Genomic DNA, 25,257 nt, shown 5'->3' with positions numbered 1-25,257 from the left:
GGGTTACTGCTTTTCCATCTCAGGCTTGGCTTCTTCCCAGTAGTGATCCAGGTGTAGATCCTTGTCGCGGCGATCTTGTTGCAATGCCTGCAGCAGTTGTTCGCGATAAATCCGGGTCTGTGCAATATGCTGGGACTCATCGCGCCAGTAGGGAAAGAGCGCCTCCAGCATACGCTGGTCGTGCTGCTTGAACTTCAGCGCGGCGCGGCGCGCCTGTATTGGGCTGAGCCCCAATAACTCCAGTGCTTTTTCCCCAATGGTCAGGGCCGAATCCACCGTTTCGCGGAAGATATAGCGCACCCCGGCTTCCATCAAAGCATATTGGTGCATTCGGTTGCGGGCGCGGGCGAGGATAGTCACATTGGGGAAGTGCTTTTGCAGCTGGGCCACAATTTCCAGGCAGGCGGCCTGGTCGCTCAAAGTCAGGATAACCAGCTTTGCATTCTGGGCTCCGGCGGCGCGCAGTAAATCTTCCCGTGAAGCGTCTCCGTAATAAGCCTTGATGCCATAACGCCGTACCAAATCCAACTGCTCCGCATTGCGTTCGAGCAGGGTGGTATTGAAACCGCAGGCATTCAGAAGTCGCCCGGCAATCTGCCCAAAGCGCCCATAGCCAATAATGATTACCGGTGAGCCGGAATCCACTGGTGGTGAGGTATCCAGGTTGTCAGGGACCTCGGGGCCGGCGACAAAACGAGGCTGGATAAACTGCTCATAGACCAGCAGCAGCACCGGTGTAAGTGCCATGGTCAGGGCAATTTGTGCCACAAGCAGGTTGCCGATGTCTGCACTCAGTACTTGGAGCTGGGTGGAGAATGCCACCAGTACAAAACCGAATTCACCGGCTTGCGCCAGCGACAGGGCGAATAGCCAATCCTCCCCCTTCGACATTCTCAAGCTGCGCGCCAGTACAAAAAGAACGGTAAATTTAACCAGTACCAACGCCAGTGCCAACCCGATTAGCACCAGCGGATTATCTGCGATCAGGGAGAAATTAAGGCTGGCGCCCACGGCGATAAAGAAGAGGCCCAGAAGCAAGCCCTTGAAGGGCTGTATGTCCGCTTCCAGTTCGTGTCGGAATTCGCTTTCGGCCAGCAGTACCCCGGCAAGGAAAGTACCCAGTGCCGGAGACAGGTCCAGCCAGGTCATTACCGCAGCTGCGGCAAATACGATTAGCAGAGCGCTGACGGTAAACAACTCGCGCACCTGACTGCCTGCCATCAGGCGTAGCAAGGGACCTAGCAGATAACGCCCGGCAAAAATGAAAGCCAGCATGGTGCCGATAACCGCCGATGCGTAATACCAGCCACTCAAGCCGCTCTCGTGGGGGCTGGCTGCAGTACCCGCCAGTAGCGGCAATAGCGCGAGAATGGGAATAACAGCGATATCCTGGAACAGCAATACCGCAAACGCAGCCCGCCCGCCCTGGCTTTTGAGAAGGCCCTTCTCACTGAGGGACTGCAATACAATCGCTGTAGAGGAGAGTGCCAGGATCAGTCCGATCGCGACCGATGAGCGCCAGTCCATCCCGGAAAAAGCCAGTACCAGCCCGGCGATAGCCGCAGCGGAGAAAAGCAGCTGGGCGCTACCGGTGCCTAGGATAGCGCCGCGCATTTTCCACAGTTTCTTGGGTTGCAGCTCCAGGCCGATCAGGAACAGCATCAGCGCCACACCAAATTCTGCGACGTGCATTTCATCGCTGGCATCGCCGACCAGGCCGAGGGCGCTGGGGCCTATGGCCACACCGGCGAGTAAGTAACCGAGAACTGAGCCAAGGCCCAGGCGGGTGGCAATAGGCACCGCAATCACTGCGGCAGCCATAAATATTACTGCCTCAATAAGGAAGCCGGAGTGTTCCATTTGTTCGTTATCGCTATTTGGCTGTCTGTTGCTGGGGTTTGTCGCGCTCCGGTTCAGCAAATTCCCGGCTGCGACGGATCAATGGCGCTATGGTAGAGCCCTGTACGACGATAGAAAAGAGCACCACGCCATAGGTCATTACCACCCACAGGTAGCGCAGGTCCTGACCCTGCACAAAGGCACTACCGGCGGGGATAGACATCGCCAGCGCCAGCGCCAATCCCCCTTTCAGTCCCCCCCAGATTAAAATCCGGTTGGTATAGGGGTGGTACTTGCGGCGGCTCTTCAAATACAGAAAGGGAATGCCCACAGCGAAAACCCGGGCGGTGAGGACAATCACAATACCCACAGCCATCAGCAGGTAGTCGGAGGGGCGCAGGTCAATGGTGATCAGGAACAGTCCCACCAACAGGAAGAGCAAGCCGTTGAGGAAGTCTTCGGTAATACTCCAGAAATTATCCAGTTCGTGCTGGCTCACCCGGGAGAAGCCGCGTTCGCGGGTAAAGTTGCCGATAATGATGCCGCTCACCACCATCGCCAAGGCACCGGAGACGCCGAGGACATTGGCCAGGGAGAAACCGGCGGTGGGAATAACCATGGTCAGCATCAATTCCAGGCTGTGATCATTGGTGCAGCAAATGGCCCAGTGGAAAACACCACCAATGATCAGTCCCAGCAGAATGCCTCCCAGAGCCTCAACGGCGAACAGTTCTGCCACTGCCGGCACCGTGGGTTGTCCGCCCTCGAAAGCGAGGGCGTATATCACCGCGAAAATTACGATGCCGAAGCCATCGTTAAACAGGGACTCACCCTCCACCTGGATAGAAACCTGCTCCGGGGCCTTCAGGTTTTTCATAATTGCCAGTACGGCGATAGGGTCGGTAGGCGAAATCAGCGCACCAAATAACAGGCAGTAAACAAATGCCACTGGCATATTGATCAGCATCAGGAACCAGTACAGCAGTGCTCCCACTAAAAAGGTGGAAATCAGGGTGCCGACAATGGCGAGAAGACCGATTTCGAGTTTCTGGTTGCGCAGTTCCAGCAGGTCGATATGTAAGCTGCCGGCGAATAGAAGGAACCCGAGCATTCCCTTAAGCAGGATATCCTCAAGGTTGAGCAGAGGGAGTAGCTGGTCTGCCCAAGTGCGCAGCTCCACCACCCCCAGTTTACCCAGTGCGGTGACCAGTAGTGACAAAGCCAGGGCGCCAGCAGTAATGGCAATCGTGTTTTGAGCGCGCAATACGTATTGATTCAGGAAGCCCAGAAATACTGATACGGCGGCAAGAAAACAAAAGGTGTAATAAACTTCCATGCCGTGTGTGGACTCCAGCGCTGAAAAATTCTCGGGTGGTTTAACGCCGTATCGGGGAGCGCCCCTGCGGCAATTTATATGGTGGTAAGCGTGCCGTTATTGTAGTCGTGCAGAGGCTGCTCGAATTTCCTTGGGATGGATATGGGGCAACAGGATTACACTGGGGCGGACCACGCGGGCACAAGCGGCCAACTCCCTCTATATGGGCGCGCAATTGTAGCGGCTCATGAGCACCACACAACTGCATTTTTCATTTTTGCGTTCAAGCGGATTTCATCCCTCTCCCCACAAAAAGCTCATAAATGCCTTAGCTTTTTAAATATCATTTCGTTACTTTTCCGCAGCCTGTTAGTACAGTTCCACATGTAATTAAAAATAAAAGGATGATTATTGCGCCAAAAGGAGCTTTTGACCTTTTAGGGGTAAAGGAAGCCTCGGTCGACACCAGGAAATGCTGCGACAGTGTCTACACTATTTGTGAGTCCATACCCATCAATGCGCAATGTAGATCGAGGAAGTGGTAGTGAATCATCCGATATTGTGCGACACCTCAAAGCTGGTTGGCCGGGTTCTGATGTCGCTTATCTTTATTCGTGCTGGCTGGAATAAAATTGGCGGCTACGAAATGACAGAAGACTTCATGGTGTCCATGGGCATACCCGGTTTCATTCTGCCACTGGTGATCGTAGTAGAGCTGGTGGGCGGGCTCGCAGTTCTACTGGGGATATTCACCCGAATCTCAGCTTTTATCCTCTTCCTTTTCTGCCTTGCCTCAGCTTTTCTGATACACCTGGCCCCGGGTGATGCGGCTGAGATGACCAACTTTATGAAAAACATCACTATTGCCGGTGGTTTCCTGATTCTCACCTGTGCCGGTGCCGGTCGCTTCAGTCTGGATCATTGGATTCGCGGTAAATAGATTTCTGCATCAGCGGGATTAAGGGTGTTAAATCTGTAGCACTTGAGGTGTTGTCGGGAAAAACTAATCTGCGCCTATACTGCTGAGAAATGGGCTATTACCCCAGGGGATCACCATGAAGCTCTTTTATGCACCGGGTGTGTGTTCTCTATCACCTCATATAGTCGCTTGTGAGGCGGGTATTGATCTGGAACTGCAGAAGGTCAATTTAAAAAACCACGAGCTGGGAAACGGCGACGACTTCACAAGGATAAACCCAAAAGGATATGTACCCGCACTGCAACTTGAGGGGGGTGAAGTGCTTACTGAAGGTCCTGCGATTGTTCAGTTTCTGGCGGAGCAAAAACCCGATGCACAGTTAGCGCCAGCGGTGGGTACCCTGGCCCACTACCGGGTCTTGGAGTGGCTGAATTTTCTCAGCGCAGAGGTCCATAAATTATTCAGACCACTTTTCTGGAATGGTACAGAGAAGGAACAAGAGTACTCCAGGGAGCGGCTAATCCACTGGTTTGATTATATCGAGGGGTGCCTGAATAAGGACTATTTAATGGGGGACAGTTTCTGCGTTGCCGATGCTTACTTGTATGTGCTTTCGCGGTGGTTGAAGCTTCAGCAGTTTGATATGTCACGTTGGCCCCAGCTTCAGGCTTTCCAGAAGCGCATGGAAGAGCGGCCAGCAGTACAGCGGGCCCTTCAAGAAGAGGGGTTGGAAGCTGTATAAAAAAGCCTCAATTAACGTGGGGTAAACCTCCGGCTAGCCGGTATATCTGATTCTATCGGTTTGCGTGCCCTGGCCAGGAAAAGTGCGGATAGCAGTGCCACAAAGGCACAACCTGCCATTGATCCTGCAATAGGTGTCAGGGTTCCTGTATGCAGGCTGCTTACCAGTCCACCCAATATACCCCCTGTGATAAATATGGTGGCGCCATAGAGTGCATTAGCGCTGCCACTGATTTTCGGGAAAAACTCCAGGTAACAGGCGGCGGCGTTGGGCCCGGTAATTCCGATGGAACTCATTACCAAAACCAGTGGAATCATCCACAGGGTTAACTCTTTAACCCCGGTCATGGTACCCAGAACTAACAGTCCGCACCCCAATAACTGCAAGGCAATACCCGCCAAGAGGATATTGCGCGGCTCGAAAAAGTTCAGCAGGCGGATATTCACCTGAACCATAAAGATTAGTCCGAGCACGCAGATACCGAAAAACAGCGGAAACTGATTCGCGCTAACACCGAAATAATCCATAAACACAAAGGGCGCGGTGGTGATGTAGATAAACATCGAACCGCTGACACAGGCCTGTGCAATCAGGAACCCAATCGCGCGGGGGTTGCGCAAAACCTGGCCGTAGCTGCCTACGAGAGACTTTAGCGGCATTAACTGACGGCGCGCTCGGGTAAAGCGGGAGACGGTCTCCGGCAGTAGCAGCTGCACTAATACGAGCATTGCCAGAGCGTACAGTAACAAAAAGACGAAAATACTCTGCCAGCCGCCCACGGCTAGCAATGCAGAACCGATCACCGGGGCGATCAGCGGTGCAATGAGCATGATGGTGCTGATCAAGGAAATTATTTTTGCCGCTTCACGGCCACTGTGCAGGTCGCGCACTATGGCGGCGCAGATCACTGTGGCAAAGCCGCCGCCGACCGCCTGGAAAAAGCGCAGGATAATCAGTTGGTCTACATGATCGGTAAACAGGACCAACAGGGAGCTGACCATATAAATGCTGAGGCCGATAGTTCCTACCAAACGCCTCCCCCAGCGATCCGATAGCGGCCCGCCAAACAGCTGCCCGAGGGCAAAGCCCAGCAGGAAGCTGGATACCGAGTACTGCACCCGCTCAACTTCTGTATCCAGGGCTGCAGCCATCGACGGAATTGCGGGCAGGTAGCTATCGATCGAAAAAGGTGTCAGGGAAACGAGGGCGGCAAGCCACACCACCAGCCAGCGCGGTGCTTTGTCTTCCGTGGTCGAAGCGGTGGATGTCATCTTGTTGCTCTGGTACAGCCTGGAGGGATCTCCCCGAAAACGCAATTGGCGGGAAAAGGCTATGGTGGAGACGGGCGGGCAACTATCCAGTGCCCACCTTGGATAAGTGGGAGTTTAGTGCTTGTCTTCCCGCAATGTGTACAGTCCCTGCTTCAGTTTCAACAGGTGCTCCTGTAGCTGAGGGCCTTTGCGCTGGGCTACACCGATGGCGAGCACATCAATCACCACCAGGTGAGCAATGCGTGAGGACAGCGGTGTGTAGATCTCGATATCTTCTTCCACATCCACTTCCAGGGGGATGCTGGCTTGTTGTGCCACCGGCGAGCCGCTGGGCGCCAGGCCAACCACCAGAGCACCTTGCTCTTTTGCCATGCTCATGGAGCGAAGCAGCGCCTTGGTGCGACCGCTCTGGGAGATAGCCACGACTACGTCTCCCGGTTGCATGGACATGGCCGACATATTCTGGATGTGGTGGTCCGAGTGGGCGGCGGTGGCCAGTTGCAGGCGGAAGAACTTGTGCTGGGCATCGGCGGCGACAGCACCGGAGGCACCAAAACCGAAGAATTCCACCCGCTTGGAGGCGGCCATTGCCGTGACTGCGGCCTCAAGGGCGCGGTCGTCAATTCTATCGCGAACTTTCAGCAGGGTATCCACCGTGGAGTCGAAAACCTTGCGCTTGTACTCGGCAATGGTGTCCGTTTCCGTAACCGCAATCTGGCCAAAGCTGGGGCTGGAAGCCAGCTGCTGCGCCAGGTTCAGCTTGAACTCCTGGAATCCGGAGCAGCCCACGGCGCGACAAAAGCGCACCACAGTAGGTTCACTCACCTGGGCTTCAGTGGCCAGGTCGACGATACGCATATGAATGATTTCATCGGGGTTGGCGAGAATATACTCCGCCACCTTGCGCTCTGATTTGCGCATGGATGACAGTTGTTCACTGATTCGTTGCGTTACTTCCGCCGGTTTCACAGGACTTCCTTCTCTATGCCAGTTGGCGCAGTTTAGCTGCTGTGCCCTCCGCTGGCGAGCGACATTACATTGTCAGGCAGGGCAAAATCCTGTTTATTTACACAGGTCTTGTGCATCAGCTCTGGTACAATCTTCGCCCATGGACGTATCTCAGATTTTAGACCCCCTCAACGACGCCCAGCGCGAAGCAGTAGCTGCCGCGCCCGGCAATCAATTGGTTCTGGCCGGTGCCGGCTCGGGCAAGACCCGGGTGCTGGTACACCGCATCGCCTGGCTGATGCAGGTGGAGGGCGCCTCGCCCTACTCCATTATGGCGGTAACCTTTACCAACAAGGCGGCCCGCGAGATGCGCGCCCGTATCGAAGAGCTGCTGGGGGTGAATACCTTTGGCATGTGGGTGGGCACCTTCCACGGCCTGGCTCACCGCCTGCTCAGGGCTCACTGGCAAGAAGCCAAGTTGCCGCAGAATTTCCAGATTCTGGATTCCGATGACCAGCTTCGCCTGATCAAGCGGATACAGGCAGATCTGGGGCTGGATGATAAGAAGTGGTCACCGCGTGAAACCCAGTGGTGGATTGGCGCGCAGAAAGATGAAGGTCTGCGTCCGCAATATATCAATGCCGGCGCCGATCCCTGGTTGCAGACCATGGTGCGAATCTACTTCGCCTATGAAGAGGCCTGTCAGCGCGGTGGATTGGTGGATTTCGGTGAGCTGCTGCTACGCGCCCACGAGCTCTGGCTGAATAACGACGCTATTCTGGCCCACTACCGACGGCGCTTCCCCCATATCCTGGTGGATGAGTTCCAGGATACCAACACGATTCAATATGCCTGGCTGCGCCTACTTGCCGGTGAGCAGTGCCATATCACCGCCGTGGGTGACGATGACCAGTCCATCTACGGCTGGCGCGGTGCCAAGATCGAGAATATCCAGCACTTTTCCACAGATTTACGAGAAGTGCAGACGGTGCGACTGGAGCAGAACTACAGATCCACCTCCACCATTCTGAACGCGGCTAATGCGGTGATCGCTAATAACAGTGGTCGCTTGGGCAAGGAGTTGTGGACCAAGGGCGAAGAGGGTGAGCCCATCGCCGTCTACGCGGCCTACAACGAACAGGATGAATCGCGCTTTATTGTCGAGCGCATCAATGACTGGGTGCGCGACGGTAATCGCCGCGACAGCATCGCTATCCTCTACCGCTCCAATGCCCAATCCCGGGTACTTGAAGAGGGGCTTTTGCGCGAGCAGGTGCCCTACCGTATCTATGGCGGCCAGCGCTTCTACGAGCGCCTGGAAATCAAGAATGCCCTGTCTTATTTACGCCTGATTACCAACCGCGATGATGATACTGCGTTTGAACGAGTGGTGAATACGCCCACCCGTGGCATCGGTGCGCGCACTGTAGAGATGGTGCGTTCTTATGCCCGGGAGCAGGGCTGCTCCCTGTGGCAGGCGGCCAAGCTGATGTTGCAGCAACGGGTATTGGCTGCTCGCGCCGGCAATGCCCTGCAGAGCTTCCTGGACCTGATTAACCAGCTGGCAGCGAATGCAGAAGATAAAGAGTTGGATGCTATTGCTGAGGATGTGATCGAAAACAGCGGTTTGCTGGAGTTTCACGGCAAAGAGAAAGGCGAGAAAGGCCAAACACGGGTGGAGAACTTGCAGGAACTGGTCACTGCCTGTCGCGGCTTTACCGGTGCAGGCCTGCCCGAGGGAGAGGAAGATGAGGAGGAAATTCCCCTTCTTAACCAGTTCCTCGACAGCGCTGCCCTTGATGCCGGTGAAGGCCAGGCGGATGAGTTTGAGGATGCCGTCCAGCTGATGACCCTGCACTCCGCCAAAGGTCTGGAGTTTCCCCTGGTATTTATGGCGGGTGTGGAAGAAAACCTGTTCCCCCACAAGATGTCGGCGCAGGAGCCCGGCCGCATGGAGGAGGAGAGACGCCTCTGCTACGTGGGTATCACCCGCGCCATGCGCAAGCTATACATTACCTACGCGGAAAACCGGCGTCTGTTTGGCAGCGAAACCTATAACAGCCCTTCCCGCTTTATCGGCGAAATTCCGTCCAAGTTTGTACAAGAAGTGCGCCTGAAGACCGAAATTTCCCGCCCTCTCTATCAGGCGGACTACGGCAAGGTAGGCCAGTTTTCCGACCCGGCGCCAGACTTCGATGATTTGCCCCCGCTGGTTCTGGGAGGGCGAGTGGACCATGCCAAGTTTGGTGAAGGAACTGTCATTGAGTTTGAGGGAACGGGTCCTCGAATGCGGGTGCTGGTTAATTTTGACGATGTTGGCGACAAGAGGCTGATACTTTCAATGGCCAAGTTGCAGCCGCTTTAAGTGATGGCTTGAGCTGGCACTGAGCGTTAAATACTGAGTGCCGGAGCATGTCGGTACTGAGAGACATGCAGAATTGAAAGTTAGATGGTGGTGAATGGATTCCAGCGGTAGCGGGAATCCATTCAAAATACCAGGGTCAAATCACAGAGGACCTCCCCTGAAGACCTAAGATGGCGACCAAAGCGTCTGCCGATAATTTGTACAATACAAAAATAACGATAAATTAGTAGCAATGAAAAAACTCAATTGGTACCCGGCCATCATTCTCGGGCTCTTAGCCCTGCTCGCCATTACCTTCGCCGCCCTGGTAGCTTCCCGTGCAGCAATGGGTCCTGCCCAGCACTTTTCCGCAGAGGGTAATAAAGAGCTGTTCGAGTGGAAATTAGTTACTACCTGGCCCAAGAACTTCCCTGGCCTCGGCAGTGCGCCGGAGCGTTTTGCCAAGAAAGTCGAGGCGATGTCAGCCGGGCGTCTCAGGATCAAAGTGTACGGTGCCGGTGAGTTGGTGCCTGCCCTTGGCGTATTTGGTGCTGTATCGGAAGGCGCCGCGCAGATGGGGCATGGCGCGGCCTATTACTGGAAAGGCAAGGTGCCTGCTGCCCAGTTTTTTACCGCGGTGCCTTTTGGCTTGAATGCCCAGGAAATGAATGGTTGGTTGCACCACGGTGGTGGTCTCGAACTCTGGGAGGAGATCTACGAGCCCTTTAACCTGATCCCACTTGCGGGGGGCTCCACCGGTGTACAGATGGCGGGCTGGTTTAACAAACCGATCAAGTCGGTGAAGGATTTAAAGGGCCTAAAGATGCGTATTCCTGGCCTGGGTGGTGAGGTTTTAAACCGCGCTGGCGGCACTGCGGTGACCATTCCCGGTGGAGAACTCTACACCGCCCTCCAGACTGGAGTGATTGATGCCACCGAATGGGTGGGCCCTTACAACGATCTCGCTTTTGGTTTCCACCAGGTCGCCGAGTATTACTACTACCCAGGGTGGCATGAGCCGGGCTCTATCCTGGAATTTATCGTTAATAAAAAGGCATTCGAAAAACTGCCTGCTGATTTGCAGGAAATAGTGCGGGTCGCCGCCCGCGAAGCCAACCAGGATATGCTGGACGAATATACGGCACGTAATAACCGGGCCCTCAAGGAGCTGGTAGAAGAGCACGGGGTAAAAGTGGAGCGCTTGCCGGAGGATGTTCTGTCTCACCTGAAGAAGATCAACAACGAAATTATGCAGGAGACGGCGCAGCAGGACCCGGAGTTTGCCCGTGTTTACAAAGCCTTTAAGGAATTTGAACGGGATGTGAAGCCCTACCACGAGATCAGTGAAGAGGCTTACTACCAGGCGAGAGAGTTAAAGGAAGATTAGCGGCCAACTACTGGGCCGATGATATTGCCGGCTGTGTTGCACTACAGCCGGCAAACTCGAAACCTACAATCAGGGCAGCGGTCTGGTACGGCCGGCATCGTCGATAGCGACAAATACAAACTCACCCTCGGTGACCTTGACCTGCTCACCGGAATCCACCCGCGTCAGCCAAACCTCAACCATGGTACGAATCGAGGAGCGCCCTTCTTCAATGGCTTCCGCATAGCAGCTGACTGTTGAGCCAACCGGAACCGGGCGCAGGAAAACCATGCTGCCCACCGCAACAGTTGTGACACGGCCGCGCGCCATGGTTTGCGCGAGAATGGCGCCAGCGAGGTCCATCTGCGACATCAGCCAACCGGCAAAAACATCCCCCTGCGGATTGGTATCGCGGGGCATAGCCAGGGTTTGCAGGGTTAGCGTGCCTGTGGGTTGCGGATCTTCATCGAGAGCTGACAGTGCGGACATCGGGTACTCACAGATTGTTAGAGTTATTGGTTTCCACTACTGGAATGGTGGCGCATTCTAGCACAATTTGACCAGTAATTGACCAGAATAAATTTCGGCCTTTAGTCGGCCGTAGACGCGTTTTTGGCCGTTGGTGCTGCCTCTCAGTCTATGGACGGCTCTCCACATGTCGCAGATCACTGTTGCTGAACCACCCCCGGCAACCAAGTGGCCAGGGCCGGCCATATCGCCAGCAGGCACAGCAGTAAAAGTTGGATGGCAATAAAAGGCGCTACCCCGCGATAGATGGCCGATGTGGCCACAGAACTGGGGGCCACCCCGCGCAGGTAAAAGAGAGCAAACCCAAATGGAGGCGTTAGGAAAGAGGTTTGCAAATTGATGGCAATCATAATGCCGAGCCACACCGGATCGACGCCCATTGCCAGCAGTACCGGGCCCACAATTGGTACCACTACAAAGGTGATTTCGATAAAGTCGAGGATGAAGCCCAGCAGGAAGATTACCAGCATCACCAACAGTGTCGCACCGATTACCCCCCCGGGCAGGCTGTGGAAAAATCCTGTCACCAGCTCTTCGCCGTTGTAACCGCGAAATACCAGAGAAAATAATGAAGCGCCAATCAATATGGCGAAAACCATTGCCGAGACCTGAAGTGTACTGCGGCCGATTTCCCCGGCGCGCTTAAAGCTTAGAGCTCCGCGACTGGATGCCAGTAACGCCGCCCCCAGCGCGCCGACGGCTGCTGCTTCCGTGGGGGTGGCAGCGCCAACGATGATTGACCCAAGCACAATCAGCATTAAGGCAATCGGGGGCAAAAGGCTGCGAATCAGTTGGGCCTTATCCACTTCTGGAGGCTCACTGGTCTCCGTGGGTTTGGGGCGACGGGCGATAAATAATAGATAAATGATATAGGCGGCCACCAGCAGTAAGCCGGGAATAATTGCCCCCACAAACAGATCCCCCACGCTGACCGGCTTGGGATTGAAAATACCTGCAGACAGTTGTGCCTGTTGGTAGGCATTGGAGAGGGTGTCACCCAGTAGAACCAAGGCAATAGAGGGGGGGATAATTTGCCCGAGGGTACCGGTGGCACAGATAGTGCCGGTGGCCAGTTTGGGGGAATAGCCGTTTTTTAACATGGTGGGCAGTGACATCAGCCCCATGGTGACTACAGTTGCACCGACAATGCCAGTGCTGGCGGCGAGTAGTGCGCCCACTACAACCACGGAAATGGCGAGTCCCGAGGGGGCGCCCATAAAGGCTTTGCTCAGATTAACCAGCAAATCCTCGGCAATCTTGGCTCGCTCAAGTATCACTCCCATAAGCACAAATAACGGAACGGCAACCAAAGTGCCGTTTTGCATAATGCCGTAGAGGCGATCGGGGAAGGCGCGCAATAACTCGGCATCGAATAGGCCATACACAATACCCAGGCCCGCTGATAGCAAGGCTGTACCTGCGAGAGTAAAAGCTACAGGGTAACCGAACATAAGCAGGGCACAGACGGCTGCAAACATCAGAAAGGGAATTAGCTCAATCACACTTCGGCCCCTTCTACCTGCTTCAATACTGTTTTTGATGATGACATTGGGGTGGGCTGTTGTTGGGGCAGCATCAATTGCACCAGTGCACGAATAAATTGGGCCAGTCCCGCCAGGGCCAGAGTGACGGCAGATAGAGGAATCAGGCTTTTCAGTAAAAACACTCCCGGTAGGCCACCGGCATTTGCACTGTCTTCAAAAACTGACCAACTATTCAGTACAAAGTGCCAGCTACTTATAAATAGAAAGGCGCAGACGGGTAAGAGGAACACCAGATAGCCAATTGCATTGATCCAGGCTTTGGCCCGGGCGCTCATCCTGCGGTAGAAAACATCCACTCGGACATGGGAGTCGGTTTGTAGTGCATATGCCAGCCCCAGCATAAAGGCGGCACCGTGCAGGTAAATCACAGATTCCTGTAAGGCGATAGAGCCGGTGTTGAAGCCGTGACGCATCACCACAACAAAGCTTTGTAACAGGACCATGGCCCAGGTGAACCAGGACAGCAGTTGCCCCGTATGACTGGTCAGGCGCTCAAGTGCCTGCGCACCGAACAGCAGATAACGCATTGGGGGCTTCTCTCTTTACATCTTATTGTTATTTATGTTGCTTGAAGGTTAACCCTTTGTCCTCCCTCATACCAGCAGGGTAAAAATACAGCTGTAACCTTTTTGTAATCTTTTATTCATAGAATCGTCACCCGTTGTTCCTAGCATCGCCGCGTGAAATATAAACACTCATCGGAGTTACACAATGAACAAGCAAATTCTGGCGACTTCTCTGGCAGCTTTGACCCTGGCAACTTCACAGGTAGCCATGGCTGCGCGCGACTATATTAGTATTGTCGGTTCCTCTACTGTTTACCCGTTTACTACTACTGTGGCGGAGCGCTTTAGCCGCGCTACCCAGTTTAAAACTCCGGTAGTTGAGTCCACTGGCACTGGTGGTGGTATGAAGCTGTTCTGCCAGGGTGTTGGTGAAAGCACGGCAGATATCACGGGTGCTTCCCGTCGCATCAAGCAGTCAGAGCTGGAGATGTGTAACGGCAATGGTGTCGATGTTGTTGAGGTACAAATCGGTTACGACGGTATTGTTCTCGCAAACTCCAAGAAAGCCGCTCCTTTCAAGCTGACCCGCAAGGACATCTTCCTGGCACTGGCTAAGGAAGTTCCTAACCCGAACGGTTCTGAAACCCTGGTAGCCAATCCTTACAAGACCTGGAAAGACGTAAACCCAGCTCTGCCCAACACCAAAATCGAAGTTCTGGGCCCACCCCCGACTTCCGGAACCCGCGACGCTTTCGCTGAGCTGGCAATGGAAGGTGGCTGTAAGAAGTTTGGCTGGATTGCAGCCATGAAGAAAACAGACAAGAGCGCTTACAAAGCGATCTGTCACAACGTTCGCGAAGACGGCGCTTATGTTGAAGCTGGTGAGAACGACAACCTGATCGTAAATAAGCTGGTTGCCAACCCGAACGCCCTGGGCATCTTCGGCTTCAGCTTCCTCGACCAGAATGCTGACAAGGTACAGGGCTCTCTGATCGAAGGTCAGTCCCCTACTTTCGACTCCATTGCTGATCAGAGCTACCCGGTTTCCCGTCCGCTGTTTATCTACGTTAAGAAGCAGCACGCAGGTGTTGTTCCCGGTGTTAAACAGTTCCTGGCTGAGTTCACCAATGAGCGTGCTTGGGGCGAAGATGGCTATCTGGCTGACAAAGGCATGATTCCTCTGCCCACTGAGAAGCGTCAGAAGATTGCTACTGATGTGCGCAAGCTGAATGCCCTGAGTAATCTCGCAGCCAAGTAAAAAAATTCTGGAGTAGTACTGTCAAAGGGAATTGACGGCCAAGCTCGAAAGGGCTTGGCCGTTCTTTATAAGAAGACTCACAAATTGTCGCACTCCCAGTGATGGAACCTCGGGAGAAAGTCTGGATAATGCCAGCGACGATATTTTTAGTACGGTAATTCAATGCAAACCCCCACACTGTTCGCACTTTTGCTGCTCCTGATATTAGTGGCCTACGGCACTGGCTTTCGCCGTGCAGTAAGCGCTGCTCGCAGTCTTGGCGGCGTGCGTAATCTGGCCGCCCTGCCCAGCTACTACGGATTGCTCACCGCCCTTTGGTGTGGTTTGCCAGCGCTTCTATTACTCGGCGCCTGGTTGGTGTTTGATGATGCGATCATCCGCGCGATGGTTATGAATAGTATTGCCGATAAGCCGGAGAGCATCTCCGGGCAAAACCTTCTCTACGCGCAGATCCAGAATCTCGCGGCGGGCCACCTGATTGGTGAAAAGTCCCCGCAATTGCAGAGTGCTGCGGACTACCTCAGCCAGCTGCGCTCCAGCTCCAATAATTTACAGGCTTTCCTGAGTTTGGTATTGGCCAGTGGGCTTGCCGCTTTTGCACTGCTGCGCTTTTCTCCGAAGCTGCGCGCTCGTGAAAAAGTTGAAAAAGTATTGCGTACGGTATTGATCACCTGTGCCTGCGCAGCAATTCTGACCACTGTCGGTATTTTGCTATCGGTATTGTTTGAGTCTCTGCGCTTCTTCCAGTCGGTACCTGTGAGTGAATTTCTGTTTGGTTTGCACTGGAGTCCACAAATGGCCCTGCGTGCAGACCAGGTGGGGTCGAGTGGCGCCTTTGGTGCTGTCCCCCTGTTTACCGGAACCCTGATGGTATCGGCGATCGCCATGTTTGTGGCGGTACCTGTGGGATTGATGGCGGCTATTTATCTGGCCGAGTATGCCAGTAAGCGCGTACGTTCCCTGGCCAAGCCTGTGCTTGAAATTCTCGCCGGTGTACCCACCGTGGTATACGGCTTTTTTGCAGCCTTAACCGTTGCTCCATTTATTCGCGAGCTGGCCACCTCCATGGGCCTACAGGCATCCAGTGAAAGTGCACTGGCCGCTGGCCTGGTGATGGGAATCATGATTATTCCCTTCGTCTCCTCTCTATCCGACGACGTGATCAATGCGGTGCCCCAGTCCCTGCGCGATGGTGCCCTGGGTTTGGGTTCCACCCAGTCCGAGACAGTGCGCAAGGTTGTGATTCCTGCGGCACTGCCCGGTATTGTCGGTGGTGTATTGCTGGCGGTTTCCCGCGCAATTGGTGAAACCATGATTGTGGTGATGGCCGCCGGACTCGCGGCGAACCTAACCGCCAACCCGCTTGAGTCTGTCACGACCGTGACGGTGCAGATAGTGACCCTGTTGGTTGGCGACCAGGAATTTGACAGTCCCAAGACTCTCGCCGCTTTTGCTTTGGGCCTGATGTTGTTTATCTCCACTCTGGTGCTGAACTTTATTGCCTTGCACGTAGTGAAAAAATACCGGGAGCAGTATGACTGATCTTACTCAGGCGCAGGTTCGCGAGCGTATCGAAAAGAGTCTCGCCAGCCGTCATCGCAAAGAAAAGCTGTTTCGTGGACTGGGTATTGGCAGTATTGCTTTTGGTGTACTCGCTGTACTGATTCTGTTCACTGACATTATCAGCAAAGGAAGTGGTGCCTTTGTCCAGACGGCGATCCAGTTGGAAGTTCATTACGACGAGCAGATTCTGGGCATCGACAAGGTTGATGATGAAAGCCTGACCTGGGCAAACTTCACCGGTGTCATTCGCCAGGCTTTGCGCGAACGTTTCCCTACGGTGACAGGTCGAAGTGACAAACGTGAGCTCTATACCCTGGTTTCCTCTGGGGCACCTTTTACCCTGCGCGATCGCTTGGCGGACAATCCGGAACTGTTGGGCAAGTCAGAGAAAGTCTGGCTGTCAGTCGATGACGATGTGGATACTTTCGTCAAAAGCCTGAAGGATTCTAAAGAGGGTTTTCGTGGTCGCACCTCCGACCAGAAAGCTGGATGGATAGAGCAGCTGTTGGATAGTGGTGAACTGAAGAAGCGATTCAACACCATCTTCTTTACCAATGGCGATTCCCGCGAGCCAGAGCAGGCGGGCATTCGCGCAGCCTTGATGGGCTCCCTGTTTACCCTGCTGGTAACCCTGGCACTGTCATTCCCCATCGGTGTGGCGGCGGCGATTTACCTTGAAGAGTATGCGCCCAAAAATCGTTGGACCGATTTGATTGAGGTGAATATCAATAACCTCGCGGCGGTACCTTCGATTGTTTTCGGTCTTCTGGGCCTGGCGATATTTATCAATTTCTTTGAGTTGCCGCGTTCGGCACCTCTGGTCGGTGGTTTGGTACTGACACTGATGACCCTGCCCACGATCATTATTTCCAGCCGCGCGGCTTTGAAGGCCGTACCGCCCTCAATTCGCGAGGCGGCACTGGGTATGGGGGCCTCGCGTATGCAGGTAGTTTTCCATCATGTGCTGCCCCTGGCGATGCCAGGTATGTTGACCGGCGCGATTATCGGTATGGCTCAGGCTCTGGGGGAGACGGCCCCCTTATTAATGATTGGTATGGTCGCCTTTATTGTCGATGTACCAGCTGGAGTAACTGACCCAGCCACCGTGCTGCCTGTACAGATATTTCTGTGGGCGGACAGCCCTGAGCGCGCCTTTGTTGAGCGAACCTCCGCAGCCATTATGGTGCTGCTGAGTGTGCTGATCGTGATGAATACCAGCGCGGTATTGCTGCGCAAGAAACTTGAGCGCCGCTGGTAACAGAGCGCGGATTATCAGAAAGCGGAATATTATATGAGTACCATGACCCTGGATGCCGCCAGCCGAACTGATGCGGCGCAATCCGATGTTGCGGGTGGGCAAATGATGAATAATCGGGCTGATGTGAGAGAAACCGTTGGCCAACCGTTCTGTGACACCGCCAAGTTGCGCATGCGCAATGTGAATGTTTTCTATAGTGAAATCCAGGCGATCCACTCTGTTGGCCTCGATATTGGCCAGAATGAAGTGGTTGCCATGATCGGCCCCTCCGGCTGTGGTAAGTCGACGTTTTTGCGTTGTCTCAACCGGATGAATGACACCATTGAAGGCTGTCGCGTTGAGGGCGAGCTGAGCCTGGATGGCGATCCCATCTACGGCCCCAAAGTGGATGTGGTACCCCTGCGCGCTCGCGTCGGCATGGTATTCCAGAAGCCAAACCCCTTCCCTAAGTCCATCTACGAAAATGTTGCCTACGGCCCAAAAATCCACGGCATTGCCAGCCGCCGTGCCGACCTGGATGAGATTGTAGAAAACAGCCTGCGCCGCGCAGGCCTGTGGAATGAAGTGAAAGATCGTTTGGACAAGCCGGGTACGGGTCTGTCTGGTGGTCAGCAACAGCGTCTGTGTATTGCCCGCGCTATTGCGGTGAGCCCGGAAGTTATCCTGATGGATGAACCATGCTCTGCCCTGGACCCCATTGCAACAGCGCGAATCGAAGAGCTGATCGATGAGCTGCGTCAGAACTACACTATCGCTATTGTCACTCATTCGATGCAGCAGGCAGCGCGGGTTAGTCAGCGTACAGCTTACTTCCATTTAGGGCATTTGGTGGAAGTTAACGATACTGAAACGGTGTTCACCAACCCCGAGCACGAACTCACTGAAGCCTATATCACCGGCCGCTTCGGCTAAGGTTCCTGCTCGGAGGGAAAACTATGGAAATGCATTTCGATCAACATATCTCACGCCAATTTAATGAAGACCTGGAAAGCTTAAAGACAGAGATGCTGGAAATGGGCGGCATGGTCGCCCGCCAGGTTGCCGATGCGGTTGATGCCCTGGCCAATGCCGACAGTGAGCTGGCTGAGGAAGTGCTGCGTATTGAAGAAATCATCGATAAGAGCGAGATGGCTCTGGATGAGCATGCCACGCTAATTATCGCCAAGCGCCAACCGGCCGCATCCGACCTACGTATGGTGCTGTCTGTCATTCGAATTGCCCGAGACCTCGAGAGAATTGGAGATGAGGCGAGCAAGATTGCCAAGATGGCTATTGCGCTTACTGATGAAGGTACGTCGCCGCGCGGATATACCGAAATCCGTCATATTGCCAATGCAGTACGCAAAATGCTCAATGATGCGCTGGATGCCTATACTCGTTTCGATGTGCAGTCGGCTCTGCAAACTCTTGCTGAGGACCAGCAGGTTGATATGGATTACCGTACGGCTGTACGTGAGTTGGTGACTTACATGATGGAGGACCCGCGTAGTATTTCCCGGGTCATCAATGTGTTATGGACCCTTCGTTCATTGGAACGGATCGGCGACCATGCGAAGAATATTTGTGAACAGGTTGTTTACTTGGTGGAAGGTGCTGATATCCGGCACGGACATCAAGAGAACTTAAGGAAGTCTTAAGGTGTTTTGTTAATCGAAAAAGGTCGCCTAGTGCGGCCTTTTTTTTTTACTGAAATCTAATTTTGAGTCGTTAGGTAATTCAGGGAATGAAATTTATCTTCGAAGTTCATTTACAGGATGGATTTAAGGCTGAGGACTACGCTGATGCCTGGGTGCGCGCTTCCGAAATTATCCAGCGTTCCCCTGGAGCGATGGGTACTGAGCTTCACCGAAAAATCGATGATCCTAATGTGCTGATAGCCGTTGCTAGCTGGCGATGTAAAGAAGACCGGGATGCAATGCAAGCGGAGCACAGTAAAGAAATTGATGAAATCATCGCCAGTGTGGCACCTTTTGTAAAAATTCACCTAATAGGGGAATTTCATGATCCGCAATGGGTCGTAAATATAAATAGTGATTGATGATAATCAATTGAACCTGAATGAATCCTGAATAAATAGAGGTTGGTTAAAAAATAAATTTTTTATTTTATTGGGAACTTTTTCAGTTAGTACATTACAGGCAATTACATATTTTATTTTTTCTATTTAAAAAAGTTTTTCGTCGAAAAAAAACCTTCATCTCATCGCAAATTTGTCCTTAATTGCTTTTCGTGTAATTTGCTGTTGTTGCGCACAAAAAAACTTTTGCTACAATCCGCAGCCCAATCTGGATCGCTACGTTAACGAAGGATTTATCAAATGAGATTCAAGCTTGCTGCTCTCCCCCTGATGCTTGTCGCCGCAACTGCTGGTGCCGAGGAATATAATTCAATTACAACTGTTGATTACTCCAATCTGGATTTTGATGGTACTGATGGCAATCAGTTTACTGCTGAGACCACCTACTATTTCTCCGGTAAAGAAGCACTGGGTCCCCTGAAAGAATTTGAATATATCAACAAAGCTAGTAATGTATCTGCAGCATACTCTCACTACGATGTATCCAGCGAAGATATTGATAACTTTGCTGTCGCAGGTGAATACTTCACCAGCTTTGGTTTGGTTTTGGGAGCGAACTTAACTGAAGTAGATGATGAGAGTGTTAACACAGCTTCTATCGGTTACTTGTTCACCCCTAATTTCTTGGTGGAACTATCTCACACCGATTTTGATTACGGTGATGAAACTTTTGTTGAATTCCGTTACAACCATCAATTAAGTGGTTCTGATTATATTGGGTTTGATTTCATCACCGACGATGATTTTGATGCGCGTGTTTTCTCATCCAAGTACTTCACTAATCTGGGTGGAGACCAATATTTGACTGCCGAATTAGCCTATGCTGACTACGATGGCGGCGGTGATTTTTGGCAGATTGGTGCAGATTACTTCTTTACTCAGAACACTTCAGTTGGCCTGAAATTGGATGAGAATGAAGATGTGAAGCTGGCCTTCTCTCACTTCTTAAATCGCAATGTTGCTGTTGAAGCTGCATACAGTACCATGTTTGCTGATGGTCTGAATATTCGTAGCTTCGGCAATGAAGTTTTCGAGGCTGGCGGTGCTGATATTGAAGTAGATAAGTTCGAGCTGGGTTTAACAGTACAACTGTAAGCGAGTTTGACAAAGGGCTATCCCTGATAGCCCTTTTTGTTTTATGGCTTAACTAAAAGTTCATAACTTGAACTTTCTTTACTGCCCTTTATTTGTCTCTATTCTCTCTGTACTACCTTTCCAGTTTTCCTCTCGCACTTTCGACTGTCCAGATACTGCTTGCGAGCACTTAGCATGCTGATAGTCTGGTAGAAATAATAATGGGTGAACTCACTCTCTAAACAGTTCAGAGGTCGATTTATTTTCCTTGTAATTTACTATTTTTATGACCTGAAACTTTTTGTTACAATCCGCAGCCCAATTTGGATCACTACGTTAAAAAAGGATTTATCAAATGAGATTCAAGTTTATTGCACTCCCCCTGATGTTTATCGCCACAACTGCAGGTGCTGAGGAATATAATTCTTTCACTAATGCCATATACACTAGTACTGATTATACATACTCTACTACTGGTAGTTCTGGGCCTACTAAGTATAAAAGCTTTGATATAGATGATTTTGATCTTGGTACTACTTACTATTTTGGTGGTAAGGAAACCCTTGGCCCCTTGAAAGAGTTTGAATATATCAACAAGGTGAGTAATGTTTCCGCCGGCTTTTCTCATTCTAATTTCGATAGTGAGAATATAGACATTTTCACTGTGGGTGGTGAGTATTTCGCTTCCAATGGAATTATTGTTGGTGCCGGTGTATATGACCTTTGGGAGTCTAATGTAGATTATCAGTCTATCGGATATCTCTTCTCTCCAGATTTTCTGGTTAAATTGAATCATGTTGATAACGATAGTGATAATGAGTTTTCGATGGAAGCTCGTTACAATCATCAGCTGAATTCAACTGATTACGTTGGTTTCAATCTTTCTGTGGATGAGGAGTCTGACAATCGCGTTCTCTCCTCTAAGTACTTCGTTCACCTGAGTGGAGAGCAGTACCTGACAGCAGAATTAGCTTACAACAGCAGAAACGAATACGATGACTACTGGGCGCTGGGTACTGAGTTTTTCTTCAGTCAGCGCAGTTCGGTTGAATTTGACTATGATGAGCAAGAAAATTATAAACTGGGTATGACTCACTTCTTTAACCGCAATATTGCTGTTGAAGTGGCTTATCATTCTAATAATGATTTTAGTGGTGATCTTGATATCTATCAGCTGGGCTTAACCGTTCAATTGTAAGCTAGCCTAATTAAAGGGCTATCATTGATAGCCCTTTAATTTGTACGTATATCTTGGGTAAGCTCAGGGCAACTTAGCTTTATTGCTTTAATCCTGTTCGATACCTTGGTACCAATTTCCTTCTGGATCCAACTTTTTCTATGTAATGGTAGTAGGTACTTCGCCGATCTTTCTTTTATATGTGATCGTATACGATCTCTAAATAACTCTGAAACCTCTTTAAATCTCCTCCTGTTGAGAGATATTCCTCCCGAAATTTAGCTTATTTCATGTGTGGGCTTACTGTAGGGAACGTTGGCGATTCGAATATTTCGTAAAAACCAGTGAGTGAAAAGGTCTTTATTGATAGATGTCTCTAACGAAAAGTTGCTTGTTAGTACAATAGAGCCATATAAGCATAAGAAGTATAGAAAATCTGGTGTGTGAATTGAATCATCAAGGTTTGATGAGAATAGTGGATTTATCGCATAGTTCTTTTTTATGTGAGTGCTGATTTTATCCCTTACAAATAGCGTTTGTTGCGCTTTGAAAAATTCTTGCTAGAATTCGCACCTAAATTTAGATCACTATGTTAACGAAAGGTTTTGGAAATGAGATTTAGGCTCGCTGTTCTTCCGCTGTTGCTTCTCTCTGTAACTGCTAACGCAGAGGAATATAAATCAATTACTACAGCGAGCTATTCCAGTTTGGATTACGATCTCGATATTTTTGGTGGTGAGTTCGATTTAGATGGCAATCAGTTTTTGGTTGAAACTACCTATTACTTTTCTGGAAAAGAAACTGTAGGACCCTTAAAAGAGTTTGAATACATTAACAAACTTAGCAATATATCGGCTGCCTTTTTTCACAATGAAGTAGAAGATAATAATGCCGATAATTACGCTTTAGCTGGAGAGTACTTCGCTCAAAATGGCCTTATTCTTGGTATAAACTTTACTGAAGTTAATGATCGTAATATCGACACGGTTTCTCTTGGCTATTTGTTCACCCCAAACTTTTTGCTAGAACTTTCCCATACTGATTTTGAGTCTGATGAAGAGAGTTACATTGATTTTCGCTATAATTATTCATTGAATGGTTCTGATTATATCGGTTTTGATTTTGTTACCGATGATGATTTTGATGCGGGTGTTTTCTCTTCCAAATATTTCACTAACCTGGGAGGGGGAAGGTATTTGACCGCTGAACTTTCCTATGCCGACTATGAAGGTGATGACGATTATTGGCAGATCGGTGCAGAATATTTCTTCACCCAAAGCAGCTCGTTTGGTATGAAACTGGACGAGAAAGACGATATGAAGCTGGCTTTCACCCACTTCTTTAGTCGGAATATTGCTTTAGAGGCTGCTTATAGTACTATGGAGGCAGATGATAATATTAATATTCGCAGCTTTGGTAGTGATACCTATCGTGCAGGATCTACCTCAACGCTTGATGTTATACCGGATCTTGAAAATGATACCGTGCTTAGCCTTCTGACTCCCTTTATTGAACTTGATGTTGAGAAGTTTGAACTTAGCCTAACAGTTCAGTTATAAGCAAGCTTAAAAGGGCTATCTCAGATAGCCCTTTTTATTTTAATCGGATTTATTTATCCCTTGTTGGCGATGGCTTTTATTCGATTTTGTGCCATAGTGCCAATTTCCCCACCAGCCCCGGCAGCCTCCTGATAGTGCTTGTAGGCATTTTGCTTATCTCCCTGTTTCTCATATGTCTGACCGAGATAGTAGTGAGCGTAAGCTGTATCCAGATAGCGTAGCGATCTGCTTAAGTCGCCTTCTGCAGAACTATAACTTTTTAATTTGATATTAGTGATTCCCCGTTTCAACCAATAAGAAAACAGCGATGGATTTTTTTGAATGGCACTATCGTATGCTTTTCGGGCATTTTTATATTGTTTTTTTTGGCTGAGTAAATCACCCTCTAAAGCAAAAAAGGCGGCTTCTTTTGGTTGTTGTTTTTGGGCTTTTCTTACTAGCGTTAGTGCAGAATCGAATTTTTTATTATTGGCTGCGGCAACCGCATCGTCGTAATTCTTGTAGGCATCGGCATCGCGCTTTAATTGCGCTATGGCTTTTTGGTAGGCAGCCCGGTTGGTGGTTCCCCCTTTGGGTAGGGATTGACTGTGTTTGATATTGGCGCTGACACGGGCTTGGGAAGGGGGGTGGCTGGCAAAGAGCGCTTCCAGTCCACCGGTTTGCCGCCCTTTCGACAATTCAACAAATTTTCTTTGCAAACGCACGGCCCCCTGGGGATCATATCCGGCAGCGGCCATATATTTCATACCGTATTGATCTGACTCTAACTCATTGCCGCGACTGTAACGGGCAATATAGGCAGAGCCCCCCATCTGAGTTCCGGTTGCGATCAAATCAGAGTAACCCGTGTTCTGTGTGGCAGCTCCAACAATTGCCAAGCCTGCACCGAGTAATTGTTGTTGTGACACCGCAGCTGCGGAATGGCGTGCGGCGGCGTGAACTATCTCGTGGCTCAGTACGGCGGCGAGTTCAGCTTCGTCATCCAGTAGAACCAGCAGGCCGCGATTGATTGCGATTTTGCCTCCGGGCAGAGCCCAGGCGTTGGGCACCGAATTGTTGAGAACCACAAACTCGTAAGGTAGCTGGGGGCGGTCTGAGACCCGAGCGAGTTTTTGGCCAACCTCACTGACGTAGTTTTGCAGGGCGGGATCAATGATGTATTGGCCGCCCTGTTGTTGTTGGGTGGCTGTGTAGTGCTGTTGCCCCAGTTGAACTTCCTGCTGCGCAGATATTAGCGATACCTGTTTCTCGCCGGTGACTGGATTGACAACGCATCCTACGAGAATGGTCGTTGCCCAGAACGCGACACATGCCGTGAGTGCTTGGGTACGCGAGATCATTGCCTTCCTCCCTGTATAATGTTGAGTCATTAGAATGGTTACTCATTGTACACAGTACGGGAATTGAGGTTTATGACGGCACTTCAAGTCATTGAGTTATTTGCGGGCAACAATCCCGAAGGTGAGCCTGTGGTAGAGCGGCTGCAGGTTCGTGTGAGCGAGGATGATAGCTGCCAGCTGGTGCGATCCCCGGTCTTTATTAAGGGAATCGCCAGTGGGGATTACATTAAAGTCGATAAAGATACCCAGCAATTTGAGTTGGTAAAGCGCTCGGGCAATTTGGCAGTGCGTATTTTTTGTCGCGGCGATAGCACGGAACTGTCAGATAAGTTGACCCCACAGTTGGAAAAACTCGGGGGTGAGTTGGATCTCGAGGCACCGCGCGTATTGGTCTACAGCATTCATGTCAGCTGTGGATTCGATAAGATTGAGGAAATCCTCAACAGTGCCTGCGATGGGGCTAACAGCGTCTGGTATTACGGCAATGTTTATGACCCCAAAGATGGGCAGACACCGCTCAACTGGTGGCAGGACGTTCTAAAGCCGGAGTAAACATCCACGATATATTTGGGCCAGCCACAATAGCTTGGTAGTGTGTGGTTGAGGCGATAGCGAAGCGAGAAGGCACC

The 25,257-nt window shown here is 51.3% G+C and carries 22 protein-coding genes; 14 read left to right on the top strand and 8 right to left on the bottom strand.

Annotated elements, in window-relative coordinates; translation table 11 throughout:
- Positions 1-3: 3 nt before the first annotated feature.
- Both BTJ40_RS21870 and BTJ40_RS21865 read right to left on the bottom strand, forming a co-directional pair.
- On the bottom strand, positions 4-1,860 hold the full coding sequence (locus BTJ40_RS21870; protein WP_108735069.1) for a monovalent cation:proton antiporter-2 (CPA2) family protein: 1,857 nt from the start codon (positions 1,858-1,860) through the stop codon (positions 4-6).
- A 13-nt stretch (positions 1,861-1,873) separates the two neighbouring features.
- Entirely contained in the window at positions 1,874-3,175 is a 1,302-nt protein-coding gene (locus BTJ40_RS21865; protein WP_108735068.1) for a sodium:proton antiporter, read from the bottom strand.
- Positions 3,176-3,698: 523 nt separating this feature from the next.
- Here BTJ40_RS21865 and BTJ40_RS21855 point away from each other — a divergent pair.
- Together BTJ40_RS21855 and gstA are read left to right on the top strand one after the other, a co-directional pair.
- The gene (locus BTJ40_RS21855; protein WP_108735066.1) at positions 3,699-4,094 is read left to right on the top strand and encodes a DoxX family protein; all 396 of its coding nucleotides are present in this window, start codon (positions 3,699-3,701) and stop codon (positions 4,092-4,094) included.
- Between the two features lie 115 nt (positions 4,095-4,209).
- Positions 4,210-4,815, top strand: a complete 606-nt coding sequence (gstA, locus tag BTJ40_RS21850; RefSeq protein ID WP_108735065.1) for a glutathione transferase GstA — start codon at positions 4,210-4,212, stop codon at positions 4,813-4,815.
- A gap of 11 nt (positions 4,816-4,826) precedes the next feature.
- Here the strand turns inward: gstA and BTJ40_RS21845 are convergent, their stop codons facing one another.
- Positions 4,827-6,086 (bottom strand): multidrug effflux MFS transporter, encoded by a 1,260-nt coding sequence (locus BTJ40_RS21845; RefSeq protein ID WP_108735064.1) that lies wholly within the window; start codon positions 6,084-6,086, stop codon positions 4,827-4,829.
- Between the two features lie 114 nt (positions 6,087-6,200).
- A complete protein-coding gene (gene hexR, locus BTJ40_RS21840; protein ID WP_108735063.1) occupies positions 6,201-7,055 on the bottom strand; it encodes a transcriptional regulator HexR in 855 nt (284 codons plus the stop codon).
- Between the two features lie 139 nt (positions 7,056-7,194).
- Here hexR and uvrD point away from each other — a divergent pair, with 139 nt between their 5' ends.
- The gene (gene uvrD / locus BTJ40_RS21835) at positions 7,195-9,399 is read left to right on the top strand and encodes a DNA helicase II (protein WP_108735062.1); all 2,205 of its coding nucleotides are present in this window, start codon (positions 7,195-7,197) and stop codon (positions 9,397-9,399) included.
- A gap of 232 nt (positions 9,400-9,631) precedes the next feature.
- Positions 9,632-10,765, top strand: coding sequence for a TRAP transporter substrate-binding protein (locus tag BTJ40_RS21830; RefSeq protein ID WP_108735061.1), 1,134 nt, complete (start codon positions 9,632-9,634; stop codon positions 10,763-10,765).
- A gap of 69 nt (positions 10,766-10,834) precedes the next feature.
- Here BTJ40_RS21830 and BTJ40_RS21825 read toward each other — a convergent pair whose 3' ends face one another.
- The 3 genes from BTJ40_RS21825 to BTJ40_RS21815 all read right to left on the bottom strand — a co-directional run bounded on the left by BTJ40_RS21825 (position 10,835) and on the right by BTJ40_RS21815 (position 13,343).
- A complete protein-coding gene (locus tag BTJ40_RS21825; RefSeq protein ID WP_108735392.1) occupies positions 10,835-11,224 on the bottom strand; it encodes an acyl-CoA thioesterase in 390 nt (129 codons plus the stop codon).
- A gap of 185 nt (positions 11,225-11,409) precedes the next feature.
- Positions 11,410-12,774, bottom strand: coding sequence for a TRAP transporter large permease subunit (locus BTJ40_RS21820; protein ID WP_108735060.1), 1,365 nt, complete (start codon positions 12,772-12,774; stop codon positions 11,410-11,412).
- Entirely contained in the window at positions 12,771-13,343 is a 573-nt protein-coding gene (locus tag BTJ40_RS21815) for a TRAP transporter small permease subunit (RefSeq protein WP_108735059.1), read from the bottom strand. Before BTJ40_RS21815 ends, BTJ40_RS21820 begins: the two co-directional genes overlap by 4 nt.
- A 184-nt stretch (positions 13,344-13,527) precedes the next feature.
- On the opposite strand from BTJ40_RS21815, the gene BTJ40_RS21810 reads away from it, so the two are divergent.
- From BTJ40_RS21810 to BTJ40_RS21770, 9 genes are all read left to right on the top strand, one after another.
- A complete protein-coding gene (locus tag BTJ40_RS21810) occupies positions 13,528-14,580 on the top strand; it encodes a PstS family phosphate ABC transporter substrate-binding protein (protein ID WP_108735058.1) in 1,053 nt (350 codons plus the stop codon).
- A gap of 162 nt (positions 14,581-14,742) precedes the next feature.
- Positions 14,743-16,122 carry a phosphate ABC transporter permease subunit PstC gene (gene pstC / locus BTJ40_RS21805; protein WP_108735057.1) on the top strand — a complete coding sequence of 460 codons (1,380 nt, stop codon included), beginning with the start codon at positions 14,743-14,745 and terminating at the stop codon, positions 16,120-16,122.
- Positions 16,115-17,401 (top strand): phosphate ABC transporter permease PstA, encoded by a 1,287-nt coding sequence (gene pstA, locus BTJ40_RS21800; protein ID WP_108735056.1) that lies wholly within the window; start codon positions 16,115-16,117, stop codon positions 17,399-17,401. The genes pstC and pstA overlap by 8 nt, the downstream gene beginning before the upstream one ends.
- A gap of 171 nt (positions 17,402-17,572) precedes the next feature.
- Positions 17,573-18,313, top strand: coding sequence for a phosphate ABC transporter ATP-binding protein PstB (gene pstB, locus BTJ40_RS21795; protein ID WP_369974292.1), 741 nt, complete (start codon positions 17,573-17,575; stop codon positions 18,311-18,313).
- 23 nt (positions 18,314-18,336) lie between these two features.
- Positions 18,337-19,038 carry a phosphate signaling complex protein PhoU gene (gene phoU, locus BTJ40_RS21790; RefSeq protein ID WP_108735054.1) on the top strand — a complete coding sequence of 234 codons (702 nt, stop codon included), beginning with the start codon at positions 18,337-18,339 and terminating at the stop codon, positions 19,036-19,038.
- Between the two features lie 86 nt (positions 19,039-19,124).
- Complete coding sequence (locus BTJ40_RS21785) at positions 19,125-19,439, top strand: antibiotic biosynthesis monooxygenase (protein WP_108735053.1); 315 nt, start codon at positions 19,125-19,127, stop codon at positions 19,437-19,439.
- Positions 19,440-19,718: 279 nt separating this feature from the next.
- Positions 19,719-20,573: a putative porin gene (locus BTJ40_RS21780; RefSeq protein WP_108735052.1), complete on the top strand. Its 855-nt coding sequence runs from the start codon at positions 19,719-19,721 to the stop codon at positions 20,571-20,573.
- A 334-nt stretch (positions 20,574-20,907) separates the two neighbouring features.
- Positions 20,908-21,750, top strand: a complete 843-nt coding sequence (locus BTJ40_RS21775) for a putative porin (RefSeq protein WP_108735051.1) — start codon at positions 20,908-20,910, stop codon at positions 21,748-21,750.
- A gap of 590 nt (positions 21,751-22,340) precedes the next feature.
- Positions 22,341-23,288 (top strand): putative porin, encoded by a 948-nt coding sequence (locus BTJ40_RS21770; RefSeq protein ID WP_108735050.1) that lies wholly within the window; start codon positions 22,341-22,343, stop codon positions 23,286-23,288.
- A 53-nt stretch (positions 23,289-23,341) separates the two neighbouring features.
- On the opposite strand, the gene BTJ40_RS21765 is transcribed toward BTJ40_RS21770, so the two are convergent.
- Positions 23,342-24,628, bottom strand: a complete 1,287-nt coding sequence (locus BTJ40_RS21765; protein ID WP_108735049.1) for a M48 family metalloprotease — start codon at positions 24,626-24,628, stop codon at positions 23,342-23,344.
- A gap of 72 nt (positions 24,629-24,700) precedes the next feature.
- On the opposite strand from BTJ40_RS21765, the gene BTJ40_RS21760 reads away from it, so the two are divergent.
- Positions 24,701-25,180, top strand: a complete 480-nt coding sequence (locus BTJ40_RS21760) for a DUF4265 domain-containing protein (RefSeq protein WP_108735048.1) — start codon at positions 24,701-24,703, stop codon at positions 25,178-25,180.
- The last annotated feature ends 77 nt before the right edge of the window (positions 25,181-25,257 follow it).

The organism is Microbulbifer sp. A4B17 (genome assembly GCF_003076275.1).
In the GTDB taxonomy this organism is placed as follows: domain Bacteria; phylum Pseudomonadota; class Gammaproteobacteria; order Pseudomonadales; family Cellvibrionaceae; genus Microbulbifer.
Note: the sequence above shows the minus strand (reverse complement) of the source record. Positions and strands in the feature narration are given on the sequence as shown.